Here is a 16,837-nt window from a genome sequence, read left to right on the forward strand (position 1 = left end):
CCGCGCCTGGGCCTACTCCGGCAGGGGGCCCGGCTTCGGTCCGGAGTAAAGCCCGCTCGGCCGCATCCGCAGGGGGCGCTCCCCGTACTCCTCCAGGGCATGCGCGATCCAGCCCGCCGTACGGGCCACGGCGAAGACCGTCTCGGCCGCGGTGGGTGCCATGCCCGACGACGCGGTGAGGACGGCGAGCGCCAGGTCGACGTTGGCGTGCAGCGGGGCGTGGCGGGCGGCGGTGGCCTGGACGTCACGGGCCGCGGCCAGCGCGGGCGCCGCCCGGGGGATGTCCTCCAGGAGCGCGAACAGGGCACGCGCGCGCGGGTCCTCACCGGCATAGAGCCGGTGGCCGAGTCCCGGGACGCGCCGGCCGGCCCGCAGTTCCTCCGAGACCACCGGGGTCGCACTGCCCCGTTCGAGCACCTCCAGCAGCATCCGGTGGGCGAGTCCTCCGGCTGCGCCGTGCAGCGGTCCCTCGATCACGCCGAGTCCGGCGGACACGGCGGCGTAGGCGTGGGCCCGCGCGGACGCGGCGACGCGCACGGCGAGCGTGGAGGCGGCCAGATCGTGGTCGGCGAGGAGGCAGAGCGCCGTGTCGAGGGCGCGCAGCGCCGGCTCGTCGGCGGGCCGCCCGCTGAGCCGCGTCCACAGGCGGTGGGCGATCGGGTCCCGGTCGTCTCCGTCGCGCAGCACGGGGGGCAGCGCGGCGACGAGGGTGGGGATGAGGGTGCGCGCCGTGCCCAGCACCGCGCCCTCCGACAGGTCGAAGCGGAGCGGGTCCGCGACCGCCGCGGCGATCGCCGCCACGCGGAGCCGGTCGGTGGGCCCCGCGTGTTCGGGCAGGGCGTCGACGGCCCGGCGGGCGGCGGCCACGGAGGACTCCGGGGCCGAGAAGGCGGCGCCGGGACGCACCTGCCCGGTCCAGAGCCACTCGGCCACCTCCTCGTAGGTGTGGCGTGCGGCGAGCTCGACCGCGTCGACGCCCCGGTAGTAGTACCGGTCGCTCTCGATGAGCGTGAGGCGGGTGCGCACGGTCAGCTCCTGACCGGTGGCCGAGGCGGCGGGTGTGCCGCCGTCGCGCCGGTTGCGGCGGGCGAGGGCCCGGACCTCCTCGGCGTCGAAGGTGCTGCCCCGCGCGCCGGGCGTGCGTCGGCTGCTGAGCTGGCCGCGGCTCACGTACGCGTACACGGTCTCGGGCTTCACCCCGAGCAGTTCGGCCGCCTCCCGGGTGGTCAGGCGGCGCCCGCTGTCGGCGGGGTGGTCGGGGGCTTGATCACGCATGGGGTCACCGTATCCGTCGAGGAGCGGTTTGTGTTGAGCGCAAGGCTTGTTGTATTGATTCAATCAATATTGACAGATTCATAGTCAACTATGGACAGTTGAGTCAAGTTCGAGGAGGTAATCATGTCCGTCAACAGAACCGCAGCCGCCGCAACGCCCGTCGAGGTGCCGCGCGGGCTCGCCGGTGTCGTCGTGGCCGACACGGAGGTCGGCGACGTGCGAGGGCTCGAAGGCTTCTACCACTACCGGCAGTACTCCGCCGTCGAGCTCGCACAGAGCCGCGGCTTCGAGGACGTCTGGCATCTCCTGGTCCACGGCGAACTTCCCGACGCGCGCCAAGGCGCCGCCTTCGCCGCCGAGACCGCGGCGCTGCGGAGCCTTCCCGACCCGGTGCGTGCGGCGCTGCCGGCCATCGCCGCGGCCGGTGGCCACTCCGGCCCGCTCGCCGGGATGCGCACGGGTCTGTCCCTGCTGGGCGCCGCCCTGGGCTTCCGGCCGGTGTACGACCTGGCGGACGACCGGCGCCGTCAGGACACCGTGGTGGCCGCCGCGGCGGTGCCGACACTGCTCACGGCGCTGTACCGGCTGGGGCGGGGGCTCGAGCCGGTGGAGCCCCGTGAGGACCTGTCGTATGCCGCCAACTACCTCTACATGGTGACCGGCGAGGAGCCGGACGAGGCGCGTACGCGCGCGGTCGAGCAGTACCTGATCTCCACCATTGATCACGGGTTCAACGCGTCGACGTTCACCGCGCGGGTCATCGCGTCGACGGGGGCGGACGTCGCGGCCTGTCTCGCCGGGGCGGTGTCGGCGCTGTCCGGCCCGCTGCACGGCGGCGCGCCCAGCCGGGCGCTGGACACCCTGGACGCGATCGGCACGCCCGACCGCATCGACGGGTGGATCCGCGAGCGGGTGCTCGCCGGCGACCGCATCATGGGTTTCGGCCACGCGGTCTACCGCACGGAGGACCCGCGCTCACGGATGCTGCGGGAGGTGGCCCAGCGGTTCGGCGGCCCGCGCGTGGAGTTCGCCGTCGAGGTGGAACGGCAGGTCGAGGCGATCCTCGCGGAGCTGAAGCCGGGACGCGAACTGCACACCAACGTCGAGTTCTACGCGGGCGTGGTCATGGAACTGTGCGGTCTGCCCCGCGAGATGTTCACGCCCACGTTCGCGGCGGCGCGGGTGGTGGGCTGGAGTGCCAACATCCTGGAACAGGCACGCGACTCGAAGATCATCCGTCCGGCGGCGCGGTACGTGGGGCCCGGCGCTCCGGTCGGGGTGCCGGCGGTGGCCTGACGGGGTGGGCCGCCATGGCCTCCGTGCCGATGACGGCGAAGTCGCCGTCGCTCCGTTCGCAATGATCCGGGCGGTGGGCTCCCGCAGCACCGCCGACCGGCGTTCACTCCGCGGGCACTGCGCCGGCTCGTATCCTGAGCAGGCAATTCCGTACGTGGACGTACGCACTGCCGCGGGCCGGCGTACGCGTGGGTGAGAGAGAGGTCGCACGGTGGGGCAGCGCCCGACTCCGCAGCAGATCCCGGTCGTCGTACTCGCCGGATTCCTCGGCTCCGGGAAAACCACCCTCCTCAACCACCTCCTCCACCGCAGCGGAGGCAGCCGTATCGGCGCCGTCGTCAACGACTTCGGGTCCATCGAGATCGACGCGATGGCCGTCGCCGGCGCCCTCGGCGACTCCACCGTGTCGCTGGGCAACGGATGCCTGTGCTGTGCCGTCGACGCGAGCGAACTCGACGGGTACCTGGAACGACTGGCCCGCCCCGAGGCCGGTATCGACGTCATCGTCATCGAGGCCAGCGGCCTCGCCGAACCGCAGGAACTGGTGCGCATGCTGCTCGCCACCGAGCAGCCGCGGATCGTCTACGGCGGGCTCGTCGAGGTCGTCGACGCCGCCGAGTTCGACGACACCCGTGCCAGGCACCCCGAGATCGACCGGCACCTGGCCCTCGCCGACCTGGTCGTGGTCAACAAGACCGACCGGGCCCCCGACGCCGAGCGGGTGCTCGCCCTCGTGCACTCGCTCGCCGACGGTGCCGCCGTCGTCCCGGCCACCTACGGCCGTGTCGACCCCGAGTTCCTCTACGACTGCCGGCCCAGCGAGGAACGCGTGGGGCAGCTGTCCTTCGACGACCTGTACGACCACTCCGAGGGCGGGGCGCACGCCGGACACCTGCACGCCGCCTACGACACCCTGTCCTTCGTCTCCGGCCTCCCGCTCGACCCGCGCCGGCTCATGCGCTTCCTGGACAGCCGGCCCGAGGGCCTCTACCGGATCAAGGGGTACGTCGACTTCGGCCCCTACGACACGCGGAACCGGTACGCCGTCCACGCCGTCGGGCGCTTCCTGCGCTTCTACCCGGAGCCCTGGACCGCCGCCGAGTCCGCCGGTCCCTGCGGCGGCGCTCCCGTCCGCCGTACCCAGCTCGTGCTCATCGGCACGGGCATCGACACGGCGGCCCTCGGCGCGGAACTCGACGCGTGCCGCCGGGACGCCGACGCCCCACCCGCCGACGAGCACGGCATGTGGGGCGTCCTGCGCTACGTGCCCGACGGCGAGGAGCCCGACGGCGAGGAGCCGCCGGACACCCCCCTAGGCCGCTCTGGGCCGCTCTAGGCCGGACCCGCCACCACCGACACCGTCTTCGGCAGCGACACCCCCGAGCCGTCGCGGCGCGGGTCGATGTCCGGGAGCTGGGCGGGTGTGCCGTTCTTCTGCGCGGCGAGCGCCGGGGTGGCACCCGCCCAGGCGAAGGCCAGGCAGTCCTCGCCCTTCAGGAACCGCTGGCAGCGCACACCGCCCGTGGCGCGGCCCTTGCGCGGATACTGGTCGAACGGCGTCAGCTTGGCCGTGGTCTGCACGGAGTCGTCCAGCGTGCCGCGTGATCCGGCCACCGTGAAGACCACCGCGTCCGCCGCCGGATCCACCGCAGTGAACGAGATGACTTTCGCGCCGTCGGCGAGCTTGATGCCCGCCACACCGCCCGCGGGACGGCCCTGCGGGCGGACCTGCGAGGCCTGGTAGCGCAGGAGCTGCGCGTCGTCCGTGATGAAGACGAGGTCCTCGTCCCCGGTGCGCAGCTCGGCCCCGCCGACGATGCGGTCGCCGTCCTTGAGGCTGATGACCTCCAACTCGTCCTTGTTGGACGGGTAGTCGGGCACCACTCGCTTGACGACGCCCTGTTCCGTGCCGAGCGCCAGCCCCGGAGAGGACTCGTCCAGCGTGGTCAGGCAGACGACGTCCTCGTCGTCCTCCAGGGACACGAACTCGGCCAGCGGCGCACCGCCCGCGAGGTTCGGCGTCGGCATGGACTCCGGGAGCTGGGGCAGGTCCACGACGTTCACCCGCAGCAGCCGGCCGGCGGACGTCACCACGCCCACCTCGCCGCGTGCCGTGGACGGCACCGCCGAGACGATCAGGTCGTGCTTGACCCGCTTGGCACCCGCCTCCGTCACGAGCGGCTCGTCGTTCGCGGTGCGGGCCAGCAGGCCCGTCGACGACAGCAGCACCCGGCACGGGTCGTCCGCCACCTGGAGCGGCACGGCGGCGACGGGGGCGCCGCCCGACTCCAGCAGCATCGTACGGCGGTCGGTGCCGAACTTCTTCGCCACCGCCGCCAGTTCGGCCGAGACCAGCTTGCGCAGCTCCGCGTCCGAGTCGAGGATCCGGGTCAGCTCCTCGATCTCCGCGTTCAGCCGCTCCTTCTCGGACTCCAGCTCGATGCGGTCGTACTTGGTGAGCCGGCGCAGCGGCGTGTCCAGGATGTACTGCGTCTGGACGTCGCTCAGCGAGAAGCGCTCCATCAGGCGCTGCTTGGCCTGCGCGGAGTTGTCGCTGGAGCGGATGAGGCGGATGACCTCGTCGATGTCGACCAGGGCGGTGAGCAGGCCCTCCACCAGGTGCAGCCGGTCGCGCTTCTTGCCCCGGCGGAACTCGCTGCGGCGTCTGACGACGGTGAAGCGGTGGTCGAGGTAGACCTCCAGCAGCTCCTTGAGACCCAGGGTGAGCGGCTGGCCGTCCACCAGGGCGACGTTGTTGATGCCGAAGGACTCCTCCATGGCCGTCAGCTTGTAGAGCTGCTCCAGGACCGCCTCGGGCACGAAGCCGTTCTTGATCTCGATGACCAGGCGCAGACCGTGCTCGCGGTCGGTGAGGTCCTTGACGTCCGCGATGCCCTGGAGCTTCTTCGAGCCGACCAGGTCCTTGATCTTCGAGATGACCTTCTCGGGACCGACCCCGAAGGGCAGCTCGGTGACGACGAGACCCTTGCGGCGGGCCGTCACCGTCTCCACGGACACCGTCGCGCGGATCTTGAACGTGCCCCGTCCCGTCGCGTACGCGTCCCGGATGCCGGGCAGGCCGACGATCCGGCCGCCGGTGGGCAGGTCGGGGCCCGGCACGTGCTTCATCAGCGCGTCCAGGTCGGCGTTCGGATACCGGATCAGGTGCCGGGCCGCCGCGATCACCTCGCGCAGGTTGTGCGGCGGCATGTTGGTGGCCATGCCGACCGCGATGCCGGAGGCGCCGTTGACCAGCAGGTTCGGGAAGGCGGCGGGCAGCGCCACCGGCTCCTGCTCCTGGCCGTCGTAATTGGGGGCGAAGTCGACGGTGTCCTCGTCGATGGACTCCGTCATCAGGCCGGCGGCCTCGGCCATCCGGCTCTCGGTGTACCGCATGGCGGCCGGCGGGTCGTCGTTGCCCAGCGAGCCGAAGTTGCCGTGGCCGTCCACCAGGGGCACGCGCATCGAGAACGGCTGGGCCATGCGCACCAGCGCGTCGTAGATCGACGCGTCGCCGTGCGGGTGCAGCTTGCCCATCACCTCGCCGACGACGCGGGCGCACTTCACGTAGCCGCGCTCGGGCCGCAGGCCCATCTCGTTCATCTGGTAGACGATGCGGCGGTGCACCGGCTTGAGGCCGTCGCGGGCGTCCGGCAGCGCACGGGAGTAGATGACCGAGTACGCGTACTCGAGGAAGGAGCCCTGCATCTCGTCGACGACGTCGATGTCGAGGATCTTCTCCTCGTACGAGTCGTCGGGCGGCGGGGTCTTCGTACTACGGCGGGCCATCGCTGCCGGCTCCTTGCTGAAGCGTGAACGGTGATCTGACGCCGTCCATTGTGGACTGCGGCACTGACAGCGACCGACCAGGACCCGTCACGGGCTGCCCGGCCCGGCGCTGCCCGCAGGGTACGCCCTCGTGCCCGGCCGCCGTCCCCGGCGGGCCGCCGGCCGCCTGCTCGCTCTCGGCGTACGCGGCCCGGGAACTCCACCGGTGGCCCGCACGCTTGCATACAGTGGCAGGATCGGTGGAATTCCGCAGTTCCGCCCAATGATTCACCACGTGGTTCACCGAGTGCCCCACCCGGTGGATCCACCAAGAATTCCGCGATCGAAGGGACGTACATGCCCATGGGTCACACGGCCACAGCCCAGGCAGGCTCCGGCGGCCTGACAGCGACCGAGCACCGCCTGGCCAACGGCCTGCGCGTGGTGCTCTCCGAGGACCACCTGACCCCGGTCGCGGCGGTGTGCCTCTGGTACGACGTCGGCTCGCGCCACGAGGTCAAGGGGCGCACCGGCCTGGCTCACCTTTTCGAGCACCTCATGTTCCAGGGCTCCGCCCAGGTCAAGGGCAACGGCCACTTCGAGCTGGTGCAGGGCGCCGGCGGCTCGCTCAACGGCACCACCAGCTTCGAGCGGACCAACTACTTCGAGACCATGCCCGCCCACCAGTTGGAGCTCGCCCTCTGGCTGGAGGCCGACCGCATGGGCTCCCTGCTGGCCGCCCTGGACGAGGAGTCCATGGAGAACCAGCGCGACGTCGTCAAGAACGAACGCCGCCAGCGCTACGACAACGTCCCCTACGGCACGGCCTTCGAGAAGCTGACCGCCCTCGCCTATCCGGAGGGCCACCCCTACCACCACACGCCGATCGGCTCGATGGCCGACCTGGACGCGGCCACCCTGGACGACGCGCGCGCGTTCTTCCGCACCTACTACGCGCCGAACAACGCGGTGCTGTCGGTCGTCGGCGACATCGACCCCGAGCAGACCCTCGCCTGGATCGAGAAGTACTTCGGCTCCATCCCCTCGCACGACGGCAAGCAGCCTCCCCGGGACGGCTCGCTGCCCGACGTCATGGGGGAGCAGGTCCGCGAGGTCGTCGAGGAGGAGGTCCCCGCCCGCGCCCTGATGGCGGCCTACCGCCTGCCGGAGGACGGCACGCGCGCGTGCGACGCGGCCGACCTGGCCCTCACCGTCCTGGGCGGCGGTGAGTCGTCCCGCCTCTACAACCGGCTCGTACGCCGCGACCGCACGGCCGTCGCCGCCGGGTTCGGCCTGCTGCGGCTCGCCGGGGCGCCCTCCCTGGGGTGGCTGGACGTGAAGACCTCCGGCGACGTCGAGGTGCCGGTCATCGAGAGCGCCGTCGACGAGGAACTGGCCCGCTTCGCCGAAGAGGGGCCCACGGCCGAGGAGATGGAGCGCGCCCAGGCCCAGCTGGAGCGCGAGTGGCTGGACCGCCTGGGCACCGTCGCCGGCCGCGCCGACGAACTGTGCCGGTACGCCGTCCTGTTCGGCGACCCCCAGCTCGCCCTGACGGCCGTGCAGCGGGTGCTGGAGGTGACCGCGGAGGAGGTCCAGGAGGTCGCCAAGGCCCGCCTGCGCCCCGACAACCGCGCGGTGCTCGTCTACGAACCGACCGCACCGGCCGACGAGACCGACGCCGACGAGACCACCGTCACCGTCTCGGTGACCGACGCCACCGACGAGAACGAGGAGGCGGCCAAGTGACCGAGCTCGCCACCATGGACTTCCACGCACAGCCGCAGGCCGGCGAGCCCAAGCCCTGGGCGTTCCCCGCCCCCGAGCGGGGCAGCCTGGGCAACGGCCTCACTGTGCTGCGCTGCCACCGCCCCGGCCAGCAGGTCGTCGCCGTCGAGGTGCTCCTGGACGCTCCCCTGGACGCCGAGCCGGCCGGTCTCGACGGCGTCGCCACCATCATGGCGCGCGCCTTCTCCGAGGGCACCGACAAGCACTCCGCCGAGGAGTTCGCCGCCGAGCTGGAGCGCTGCGGCGCCACCCTGGACGCACACGCCGACCACCCCGGTGTCCGGCTGAGCCTGGAGGTGCCCGTCTCGCGCCTCGCCAAGGCCCTCGGCCTGCTCGCCGACGCCCTCAGGGCGCCCGCCTTCGCCGACGGCGAGGTCGAACGGCTGGTGCGCAACCGGCTCGACGAGATCCCGCACGAGCTGGCCAACCCCTCCCGCCGTGCCGCGAAGGAACTCTCCAAGGAGCTGTTCCCGGCCGACTCGCGCATGTCCCGCCCGCGCCAGGGCACCGAGGAGACAGTCGCGGCCGTCGACTCGGCCGCCGTACGCGCCTTCTACGAGCGGCACGTCCGCCCCGCCACGGCCACCGCCGTGGTCGTCGGCGACCTCACCGGCGTCGACCTGGACGCGCTGCTCGGCGAGACCCTGGGTGCCTGGACCGGTGCGGCCGCCGAGCCCCGCCCCGTGCCCCCGGTGACCGCCGACGACCGGGGCCGGGTCGTCATCGTCGACCGTCCCGGCGCCGTCCAGACGCAGTTGCTGATCGGCCGCACCGGCGCCGACCGGCACGACCGCGTCTGGCCCGCGCAGGTGCTCGGCACCTACTGCCTCGGCGGCACCCTCACCTCGCGCCTGGACCGCGTCCTGCGCGAGGAGAAGGGCTACACCTACGGCGTCCGGGCGTTCGGCCAGGTCCTGCGGTCCGCGCCGGACGGCACGGGCGCCGCGATGCTCGCCATCAGCGGCTCCGTAGACACCCCCAACACCGGTCCCGCCCTGGAGGACCTGTGGACCGTGCTGCGCAAGCTCGCCGCGGAGGGGCTCACCGACGCCGAGCGCGACGTGGCCGTGCAGAACCTGGTGGGCGTGGCTCCGCTCAAGTACGAGACGGCGGCAGCCGTGGCGGACACGCTCGCCGACCAGGTCGAGCAGCACCTGCCCGACGACTTCCAGGCCACGCTCTACCGCCAACTGGCCGCCACGGGCACCGTGGAGGCCACGGCGGCGGTCGTGAACGCCTTCCCGGTGGACCGCCTCGTGACGGTCCTCGTCGGCGACGCGGCGCAGATCAAGGAGCCCGTCGAGGCCCTCGGCATCGGTGAAGTCACCGTGGTGGCGGCCGAGTAGCGGCCCGCTCGCGCGGCGGCCCTGGTGACCGGAGTGTCACCAGGGCCGCCGTTTGTCCGGATTGGGGGAGTGGTTGCCTGTCTGCCCTGTGGCGTGCGCTACAAAAAGCCTGTTGCGTTTGAGGATGGAACGCGGCCGCGTTTAGCGTCGTCCGGGCTGTTCGTCAGGCAGTGCGCCGCACCCGCGGCACCGGACAGTCATCGCCGAGTCCCCGTACGGCGCGAGCCAGGGGAGCCGGGGACCCACCGCAGTCCCTGGGGTGAATCGGACGCCCGCGCGCAGCGAGGGGGTCCGTAGGAGACCTTCCACCTCCGAACCCGTCAGCTAACCCGGTAGGCGAGAGGGAAGGAAAGGACAAGCCTCTACATGGCGTTCACGCGCGCCACCGGGAAGCACCGCCGTACCGGCCGGGTGCACCGCACCACCGCCCGCGCGGCGGGAGTCGCGGCCCTCGCCACCACCGGCGTCGTCGGCACCCTCGCCGCTCCGGCGCTCGCCGCCGAACCCGAGGTGGAGCAGAGCGGACTCACCCCGGTCGTCACCATCGGCGACTCCATAGCCGACGAGGTCGACGCCCAGGCCGTCGCCCAGAAGCAGGCGGCCGCGGACGCCGCCGCCCGTGAGGCGGCCCGGGAAGCGGCCCGCGAGCGGGCGGCCGAGGCGGCCAAGGAGGCGCGCGAGGCCAAGGAGCGCGCCGCGCGGGAGGCGGAACGCAAGCGCCTCAACACCTTCGTCGCGCCGATCACCGCCTCCTACGTCTCCACCGCGTACCGGGCCGGCAGCTCCCTGTGGTCCTCGGGCAGCCACACCGGCATCGACTTCCACGCCGCCGGCGGCACGTCCGTGCACGCGGTCGGCGTCGGCACCGTGGTGGAGGCCGGCTGGGGCGGGGCGTACGGCAACCAGGTCGTGATCAAGATGCACGACGGTACGTACACGCAGTACGGGCACCTGTCCTCCATCGGCGTCTCGGTCGGCCAGTCGGTCGAGCCCGGCCAGCAGATCGGCCTCTCCGGCGCCACCGGCAACGTCACCGGACCGCACCTGCACTTCGAGGCCCGTACCGGCCCCGAGTACGGCTCGGACATGGACCCCGTCGCCTATCTCCGCTCCCACGGCGTGCACGTCTGACACGAGACGTCCGACAGCGGTGTCGAAAAAGCCCCGGCTTCCCGAGCCGGGGCTTTTCGCATTTAATAGCGCCTGGATGGCCCGAGGTCGCTCAACACGCGTCGATCGTCGACGTTTTCACGGGGGTCAAGGGGAGGTCGGTCATGCGCATTCCGGCGCATTCGGTGTGCACCGCGATCCGGGACGACATCGTCGCCGGTGTCCACGGCCGCGGGAGCCGGCTCACCGAGGAGATCCTCGCCCGCCGCTACGGCGTCTCCCGAGTCCCCGTTCGCGAGGCCCTGCGCACACTGGAGGCCGAGGGCTTCGTGGTGACCCGGCGGCACGCGGGCGCGTGCGTCGCGGAGCCCACCGAGCAGGAGGCCGCCGACCTGCTGGAGACCCGCACGCTCCTGGAGCCGCTCGGCGCCTCACGGGCCGCCCGGCGGCGCACCGAGGCCCACCTCAAGGTGCTGCGCGGCCTGGTACGGCTGGGACAGGAGCGGGCCAGGCAGGGTACCGGCGAGGACCTGCGCCCGCTGGGAGGCTGGTTCCACGAGACCCTCGCCCGGGCGGCCGGCAGCCCCTCCCTGACCGCCCTGCTGACCCAGCTCCGCCGCAAGATCGCCTGGATGTACGTCGTCGAGGCCCCGGCCGGACCGGTGGAGTACTGGGCGGAGTACGGCGCGATCACCGACGCGGTGGCCCGGGGCGACGGCGACCGCGCACGGGCGCTCATGGCCCTGCACGTCGAGCGGTCGGCGGCGGCGTACCGGCTGCGGTTCGGCCCCGGCGGCGGGCGGACGGAGCGTGTGAGGAATGCGCAACGTCCCGTCAACACGGCGGGTCCGCAACGGTAACGCGAGAGCCGTAGAAAAGGGCGGGGAATTCACGGTCGGCGATTTCCGCCGCCCGTGCGGGCAATGAACGGTCCGCGAACGGAATGGGTGGGCGTGCGGGCCGAAAGGGGAAAGAGGGGAAAGAGGAGAAAGGCCCGCCCGGTGGTCCCGGCGGGCCTTTCGGTACTGCTGTCCGTCACGCTCAGACGGTCTCGGGAAGCTCCTCGAGCCCCTCGGCGACCAGCTTCGCCAGCCGGTCCAGGGCGGCCTCGGCACCCTCGGCGTCGGAGGCGAGGACGATCTCCTCGCCGCCCTGGGCGCCGAGGCCGAGGACGGCCAGCATGGAGGCCGCGTTGACGGGGGACCCGTCGGCCTTGGCGATCGTCACCGGGACGCCTGTGGCCGTGGCGGCTCGGACGAAGATGGAGGCGGGGCGGGCGTGGAGACCCTCGGCCCAGCCGACGTTGACGCGGCGCTCAGCCATGTGATGCTGCCCTTCAGGTGTTCAGAGCGGTTGAGGTTGTCTAGACCAGTCTTGTCTAGACCAGTTTCCCACATCGTGAAGCGAGGCCGGGACGACCGCGTGCGCCGTCCCGTCCTGAGCCCGGACCGCGGCCTCGGTCCGGTTCCCCGTTGCCCACAGACTGCCCCGCGCCGTTGTCGTACGCGAGCCGTAGTCTGGGGCCCATGCAGACCTCGTCGGACCGGCACGAGTACCCCGCCCACTGGGAAGCCGACGTGGTGCTGCGCGACGGCGGCACCGCGCGCATCCGCCCCATCACCGTTGATGACGCCGAGCGCCTGGTCAGCTTCTACGAGCAGGTCTCCGACGAGTCGAAGTACTACCGCTTCTTCGCGCCGTACCCTCGCCTGTCCGCCAAGGACGTCCACCGCTTCACGCACCACGACTTTGTGGACCGGGTGGGACTCGCGGCCACCATCGGCGGCGAGTTCATCGCCACCGTACGCTACGACCGGATCGGCCCCGGCGGAACACCCGCCGCCGCCCCGGCCGACGAGGCCGAGGTCGCCTTCCTCGTCCAGGACGCCCACCAGGGACGCGGCGTCGCCTCCGCGCTCCTGGAGCACATCGCCGCCGTGGCCCGCGAGCGCGGCATCCGCCGCTTCGCCGCCGAGGTGCTGCCCGCCAACACCAAGATGATCAAAGTCTTCATGGACGCCGGGTACACCCAGAAGCGGAGCTTCGAGGACGGCGTGGTCCGCCTGGAGTTCGGTCTCGAACCCACCGACCGCTCCCTCGCCGTGCAGTACGCGCGCGAGCACCGCGCGGAGGCCCGTTCCGTCCAGCGGCTGCTGCAGCCGGGCTCGGTCGCCGTCGTCGGCACCGGCCGCACCCCGGGGGGCGTCGGCCGCAGCATCCTCGGCAACATCCGGGACGCCGGTTACACCGGCCGCCTGTACGCCGTGAACAGGGCCTTCCCCGAGGACCTGAAGGAACTGGACGGGGTACCGGCCTGCCGCTCCGTGCGCGACATCGACGGCTCCGTGGACCTCGCCGTCGTCACCGTGCCGGCCGCGCACGTCCCCGACGTCGTCGCCGAGTGCGGCGAGCACGGCGTGCAGGGACTCGTGGTGATCACCGCCGGTTACGCCGACAGCGGCCCCGAGGGACGCGAACGCCAGCGCGCCCTCGTGCGCCAGGCGCGTTCGTACGGCATGCGGGTCATCGGGCCCAACGCGTTCGGGATCATCAACACCTCCCCCGACGTGCGGCTCAACGCCTCCCTCGCCCCCGAGATGCCGCGCCCCGGCCGGATCGGCCTGTTCGCCCAGTCCGGCGCCATCGGCATCGCCCTGCTCTCCCGCCTGCACCGGCGTGGCGGCGGCGTCACCGGCCACACCGGCGTCTCCACCTTCGTCTCGTCCGGCAACCGCGCCGACGTCTCCGGCAACGACGTCCTCCAGTACTGGTACGACGACCCGGAGACCGACGTCGCCCTCATGTACCTGGAGTCCATCGGCAACCCGCGCAAGTTCACCCGCCTGGCCAGGCGCACCGCGGCGGCCAAGCCCCTGGTCGTGGTGCAGGGCGCCCGGCACGGCGGCGTGGCGCCCCAGGGGCACGCCGTACGGGCGACACGGCTGCCGCACGCGACGGTCTCCGCGCTGCTGCGGCAGGCCGGCGTGATCCGGGTCGACACCATCACCGACCTGGTCGACGCGGGACTGCTGCTGGCCCGCCAGCCACTGCCCACCGGCCCGAGGGTGGCCATCCTGGGCAACTCCGAGTCGCTGGGACTGCTCACCTACGACGCCTGCCTCTCCGAGGGGCTGCGCCCGCAGCCCCCGCTGGACCTGACCACGGCCGCCTCGGCCGACGACTTCCACGCGGCCCTGTCCCGGGCCCTGGCCGACGACACGTGCGACGCGGTCGTGGTGACCGCCATCCCGACGGTGGGGGAGGGGGCGGCCGGGGACGCCGCGCTGGCGGAGGCGCTGCGCTCGGCGGCGGCCGCGGTCCCCACCAAGCCGGTCCTCGTGGTCCACGTGGAGCTCGGCGGCCTCGCGGAGGCCCTGTCCGCGGCGGCGAGCACCGCGCCCCAGGCCGGCCCGGAGCGCGCCGGGGACGCCGGACCCGCCGCTCCGGCCCAGCAGCCGCCCGCCGTCCGGGCCCCGGCGGGGACCCACCTGATCCCCGCCTACCCCGCCGCCGAACGCGCCGTCCGCGCCCTCGGCGAGGCCGTCGCCTACGCCCGGTGGCGGCGCGAGGCCGCCGACCCCGGCAAGGTGCCCGAGTACGAGGACATCGACGAGAAGGGCGCCGCCGAGCAGATCGCGGACCACCTCGCGCGCGGGCAGGGGCTCACGCTCGGCACGCGGGAGACCTGCGAGCTGCTCGGCACCTACGGCATCCACGTCCACCGAGCCCTGCCCGCCCCCACCCCCGAAGACGCCGCGTCCGCCGCGCGGACCCTCGGCTACCCGGTCGCCCTCAAGGCCACCGCCCCCCACCTGCGCCACCGCGCCGACCTGGGCGGGGTGCGCCTCGACCTCGCGGACGAGGAGCAGCTGCGACGGGCCTACGCCGAGCTGACCGAGCTGTTCGGGCAGCCCGCGGAACTGCGTCCGGTGGTGCAGGGCATGGCCCCGCGCGGCGTGGACACGGTCGTACGGGCGGTCATCGACCCGGCGGCCGGCGCGGTGCTCTCCTTCGGCCTCGCCGGTGCCGCCACGCAACTGCTCGGCGACATGGCGCACCGGCTGATCCCGGTCACCGACCGGGACGCCACCGCGCTCATCCGCTCGGTCCGCACGGCACCCCTGCTCTTCGGCTGGCGCGGCTCGGCGCCCGTCGACGCCGCCGCGCTGGAGGAGCTGCTGCTGCGGGTCTCCCGGCTGGTCGACGACCACCCGGAGGTCGTCGCGGTCACCCTGGAACCGGTCGTGGTCGCCCCGCACGGCCTGAGCGTCCTCGGCGCCTCCGTCCGCCTCGCGCCCCCTCCCGCCCGCGACGACCTGGGCCCGCGGACGCTGCCCGCCTACTGAGCCGCGACGCTCCGGGACGCGGCCGGTGCCCACCCCGGATACGGCCCGGGACGGGTGGCGCAGGAGCGTCCCTCGCAGTCAGTGGGTCCCCGTAGGATGGACCGCATGGCCAAGACCAGTACGACGACCCAGGGGCTGCGAGCGGCGATCGAGCGCAGCGGCTACTACCCGGCCCTCGTGGCCGAGGCGGTGGAGGCCGCCGTGGGCGGCGAGCCCGTGCGGTCGTACCTGGTCCACCAGGAGACGACGTTCGACCAGAACGAGGTGCGGCGGCACGTGACCGTGCTGGTCCTCACCGGCAACCGCTTCATCGTCAGCCACACCGACGAGCAGGCCGCCGACGACACCTCCCCGACGCCGTACGCCACGACCTCCACGGAGTCCGTCAAGCTCGGCCGGATCTCGTCCATCGTCGTCAGCCGCGTCGTCGCCAACCCGGAGCAGTACAAGCCGGGCACGCTGCCCCGTGAGATCGTGCTGACCATCGGCTGGGGCGCCGTCTCCCGCCTCGACCTGGAGCCCGCCGCCTGCGGCGACCCCAACTGCGAGGCCGACCACGGCTACACGGGCAGCTCGACCGCCGACGACCTCAGCCTGCGCGTCAGCGAGGCGGGGGACGGGCCCGAGACGGTGCGCCAGGCGCTCGCCTTCGCCCAGGCCCTCTCCGAGGCGACCGCGGACTCCGCCCGCTGATGGTGCAGCACACCGCCTGGGACACCCACCCGGAACCGCTCCCGGTCGACTCCGCGCCCGTCCCCCAGTACGGCACGGGTTCCCTCGCCGACCTCCTGCCCACCCTGGCCGCCGGGCTGGGCGTCCCCGGCATGACCGCGGGGATCGCCGAGCTGACCCCCGCCGACCGCACCTGCGTCTTCCTGATCGACGGCCTCGGCTGGGAGCAACTGCGCGCCCACCCGGACGACGCCCCCTTCCTCAGCTCCCTCCTGGGCAGCTCGCGCGGCGGCACCGGGCGCCCGATCACCGCCGGGTACCCCGCCACCACCGCGACCTCCCTCGCCTCCGTCGGCACCGGACTCCCGCCGGGCGCCCACGGCCTGCCGGGCTACACGGTGCGCGACCCCGCCACCGGCGCGCTGATGAACCAGCTGCGCTGGCAGCCCTGGACCGAGCCGGGCCCCTGGCAGCCGTACCCCACCGTCTTCGGCCTCGCCCACGAGGCGGGCGTCCACGCCGCCCAGGTCTCCTCGCCCACCTTCGCCCACACCCCGCTGACCAAGGTCGCGCTGAGCGGCGGCGAGTTCCACGGACGCCTGTCGGGCGAGGACCGGATGGACTGCGCCGCCGAGCAACTGGCCCGCGCCGACCGCGCCCTCGTCTACACGTACTACTCCGAGGTCGACGGCGCCGGCCACCGCTTCGGCGTCGACTCCGACACCTGGCGCGGCCAGCTCGGTCACGTCGACCGGCTCGCCCAGCGCCTCGCCGAGCAACTGCCGCCGCGCAGCGCCCTGTACGTCACCGCGGACCACGGCATGGTCGACGTGCCATTCGACGAGGAGCACCGCATCGACTTCGACGAGGACTGGGAGCTGAAGGCGGGCGTCGCCCTCCTCGGCGGCGAGGGCCGCGCCCGCCACGTCTACGCCGTGCCCGGTGCCCACAGCGACGTGCTGACCTGCTGGCGCGAGGTGCTCGGCGAGCAGTTCTGGGTGGCCTCGCGGGACGAGGCGATCGCGGCCGGCTGGTTCGGCCCCCGCATCGACGACCGGGTGTACGCCCGCATCGGCGACGTGGTCGCCGCCGCACGCGACGACGTCCTGCTCATCGCCTCCGAGCGCGAGCCCAAGGAATCGGCGATGGTCGGCAACCACGGTTCGATGACCCCCGCCGAGCAGCTCGTCCCGCTGCTCGAAGTACGCTCCTGACCCCCGCAAGCCTCCCCCTTGCCGA

At 73.0% G+C, this 16,837-nt stretch carries 12 protein-coding genes and 1 riboswitch; of the genes, 9 read left to right on the forward strand and 3 right to left on the reverse strand.

Going from position 1 to position 16,837, the window contains the following annotated elements; translation table 11 throughout:
- Positions 1-12: 12 nt before the first annotated feature.
- Entirely contained in the window at positions 13-1,275 is a 1,263-nt protein-coding gene (locus Sdi02f_RS29185; RefSeq protein WP_108934305.1) for a citrate synthase, read from the reverse strand.
- Positions 1,276-1,398: 123 nt separating this feature from the next.
- Between Sdi02f_RS29185 and Sdi02f_RS29190 the strand changes: the two genes are divergently transcribed.
- Positions 1,399-2,571 (forward strand): citrate synthase/methylcitrate synthase, encoded by a 1,173-nt coding sequence (locus Sdi02f_RS29190; RefSeq protein ID WP_030402586.1) that lies wholly within the window; start codon positions 1,399-1,401, stop codon positions 2,569-2,571.
- A 211-nt stretch (positions 2,572-2,782) separates the two neighbouring features.
- The gene (locus Sdi02f_RS29195) at positions 2,783-3,907 is read left to right on the forward strand and encodes a CobW family GTP-binding protein (RefSeq protein ID WP_108934306.1); all 1,125 of its coding nucleotides are present in this window, start codon (positions 2,783-2,785) and stop codon (positions 3,905-3,907) included.
- Here Sdi02f_RS29195 and Sdi02f_RS29200 read toward each other — a convergent pair.
- Positions 3,904-6,360: a DNA gyrase/topoisomerase IV subunit A gene (locus Sdi02f_RS29200; protein ID WP_053664103.1), complete on the reverse strand. Its 2,457-nt coding sequence runs from the start codon at positions 6,358-6,360 to the stop codon at positions 3,904-3,906. The genes Sdi02f_RS29195 and Sdi02f_RS29200 overlap by 4 nt on opposite strands.
- 336 nt (positions 6,361-6,696) lie before the next feature.
- Here Sdi02f_RS29200 and Sdi02f_RS29205 point away from each other — a divergent pair, with 336 nt between their 5' ends.
- From Sdi02f_RS29205 to Sdi02f_RS29220, 4 genes are all read left to right on the forward strand, one after another.
- Positions 6,697-8,085: a M16 family metallopeptidase gene (locus tag Sdi02f_RS29205; RefSeq protein WP_030402583.1), complete on the forward strand. Its 1,389-nt coding sequence runs from the start codon at positions 6,697-6,699 to the stop codon at positions 8,083-8,085.
- On the forward strand, positions 8,082-9,470 hold the full coding sequence (locus Sdi02f_RS29210; RefSeq protein WP_031082120.1) for a M16 family metallopeptidase: 1,389 nt from the start codon (positions 8,082-8,084) through the stop codon (positions 9,468-9,470). Before Sdi02f_RS29205 ends, Sdi02f_RS29210 begins: the two co-directional genes overlap by 4 nt.
- Positions 9,471-9,661: 191 nt before the next feature.
- Positions 9,662-9,824: riboswitch (cyclic di-AMP (ydaO/yuaA leader) on the forward strand.
- A 12-nt stretch (positions 9,825-9,836) separates the two neighbouring features.
- The gene (locus Sdi02f_RS29215) at positions 9,837-10,601 is read left to right on the forward strand and encodes a M23 family metallopeptidase (protein WP_030402581.1); all 765 of its coding nucleotides are present in this window, start codon (positions 9,837-9,839) and stop codon (positions 10,599-10,601) included.
- Between the two features lie 143 nt (positions 10,602-10,744).
- Positions 10,745-11,440, forward strand: coding sequence for a GntR family transcriptional regulator (locus Sdi02f_RS29220; RefSeq protein WP_031082117.1), 696 nt, complete (start codon positions 10,745-10,747; stop codon positions 11,438-11,440).
- A 181-nt stretch (positions 11,441-11,621) separates the two neighbouring features.
- Here the strand turns inward: Sdi02f_RS29220 and Sdi02f_RS29225 are convergent, their stop codons facing one another.
- A complete protein-coding gene (locus Sdi02f_RS29225) occupies positions 11,622-11,903 on the reverse strand; it encodes an HPr family phosphocarrier protein (protein WP_007445064.1) in 282 nt (93 codons plus the stop codon).
- A 203-nt stretch (positions 11,904-12,106) separates the two neighbouring features.
- On the opposite strand from Sdi02f_RS29225, the gene Sdi02f_RS29235 reads away from it, so the two are divergent.
- The 3 genes from Sdi02f_RS29235 (at position 12,107) to Sdi02f_RS29245 (ending at position 16,812) form a co-directional block, all read left to right on the forward strand.
- Positions 12,107-14,926, forward strand: a complete 2,820-nt coding sequence (locus Sdi02f_RS29235; protein ID WP_108934307.1) for a bifunctional acetate--CoA ligase family protein/GNAT family N-acetyltransferase — start codon at positions 12,107-12,109, stop codon at positions 14,924-14,926.
- 96 nt (positions 14,927-15,022) lie between these two features.
- Positions 15,023-15,619, forward strand: coding sequence for a DUF5998 family protein (locus tag Sdi02f_RS29240; RefSeq protein WP_030402578.1), 597 nt, complete (start codon positions 15,023-15,025; stop codon positions 15,617-15,619).
- Positions 15,619-16,812, forward strand: coding sequence for an alkaline phosphatase family protein (locus tag Sdi02f_RS29245; RefSeq protein WP_030402577.1), 1,194 nt, complete (start codon positions 15,619-15,621; stop codon positions 16,810-16,812). The genes Sdi02f_RS29240 and Sdi02f_RS29245 overlap by 1 nt, the downstream gene beginning before the upstream one ends.
- The last annotated feature ends 25 nt before the right edge of the window (positions 16,813-16,837 follow it).

Source organism: Streptomyces ardesiacus (assembly GCF_003112575.1).
GTDB classification, from domain to species: Bacteria; Actinomycetota; Actinomycetes; order Streptomycetales; family Streptomycetaceae; genus Streptomyces; species Streptomyces ardesiacus.

Excerpts from the sequence above, each read along its gene's own strand:
- Sdi02f_RS29185 (WP_108934305.1), bottom strand. The coding sequence starts at position 1,275 with ATGCGTGATCAAGCCCCCGACCACCCCGCCGACAGCGGGCGCCGCCTG.
- Sdi02f_RS29190 (WP_030402586.1), top strand. The coding sequence starts at position 1,399 with ATGTCCGTCAACAGAACCGCAGCCGCCGCAACGCCCGTCGAGGTGCCG.
- Sdi02f_RS29200 (WP_053664103.1), bottom strand. The coding sequence starts at position 6,360 with ATGGCCCGCCGTAGTACGAAGACCCCGCCGCCCGACGACTCGTACGAG.
- Sdi02f_RS29205 (WP_030402583.1), top strand. The coding sequence starts at position 6,697 with ATGCCCATGGGTCACACGGCCACAGCCCAGGCAGGCTCCGGCGGCCTG.
- Sdi02f_RS29215 (WP_030402581.1), top strand. The coding sequence starts at position 9,837 with ATGGCGTTCACGCGCGCCACCGGGAAGCACCGCCGTACCGGCCGGGTG.
- Sdi02f_RS29220 (WP_031082117.1), top strand. The coding sequence starts at position 10,745 with ATGCGCATTCCGGCGCATTCGGTGTGCACCGCGATCCGGGACGACATC.
- Sdi02f_RS29225 (WP_007445064.1), bottom strand. The coding sequence starts at position 11,903 with ATGGCTGAGCGCCGCGTCAACGTCGGCTGGGCCGAGGGTCTCCACGCC.
- Sdi02f_RS29235 (WP_108934307.1), top strand. The coding sequence starts at position 12,107 with ATGCAGACCTCGTCGGACCGGCACGAGTACCCCGCCCACTGGGAAGCC.
- Sdi02f_RS29240 (WP_030402578.1), top strand. The coding sequence starts at position 15,023 with ATGGACCGCATGGCCAAGACCAGTACGACGACCCAGGGGCTGCGAGCG.
- Sdi02f_RS29245 (WP_030402577.1), top strand. The coding sequence starts at position 15,619 with ATGGTGCAGCACACCGCCTGGGACACCCACCCGGAACCGCTCCCGGTC.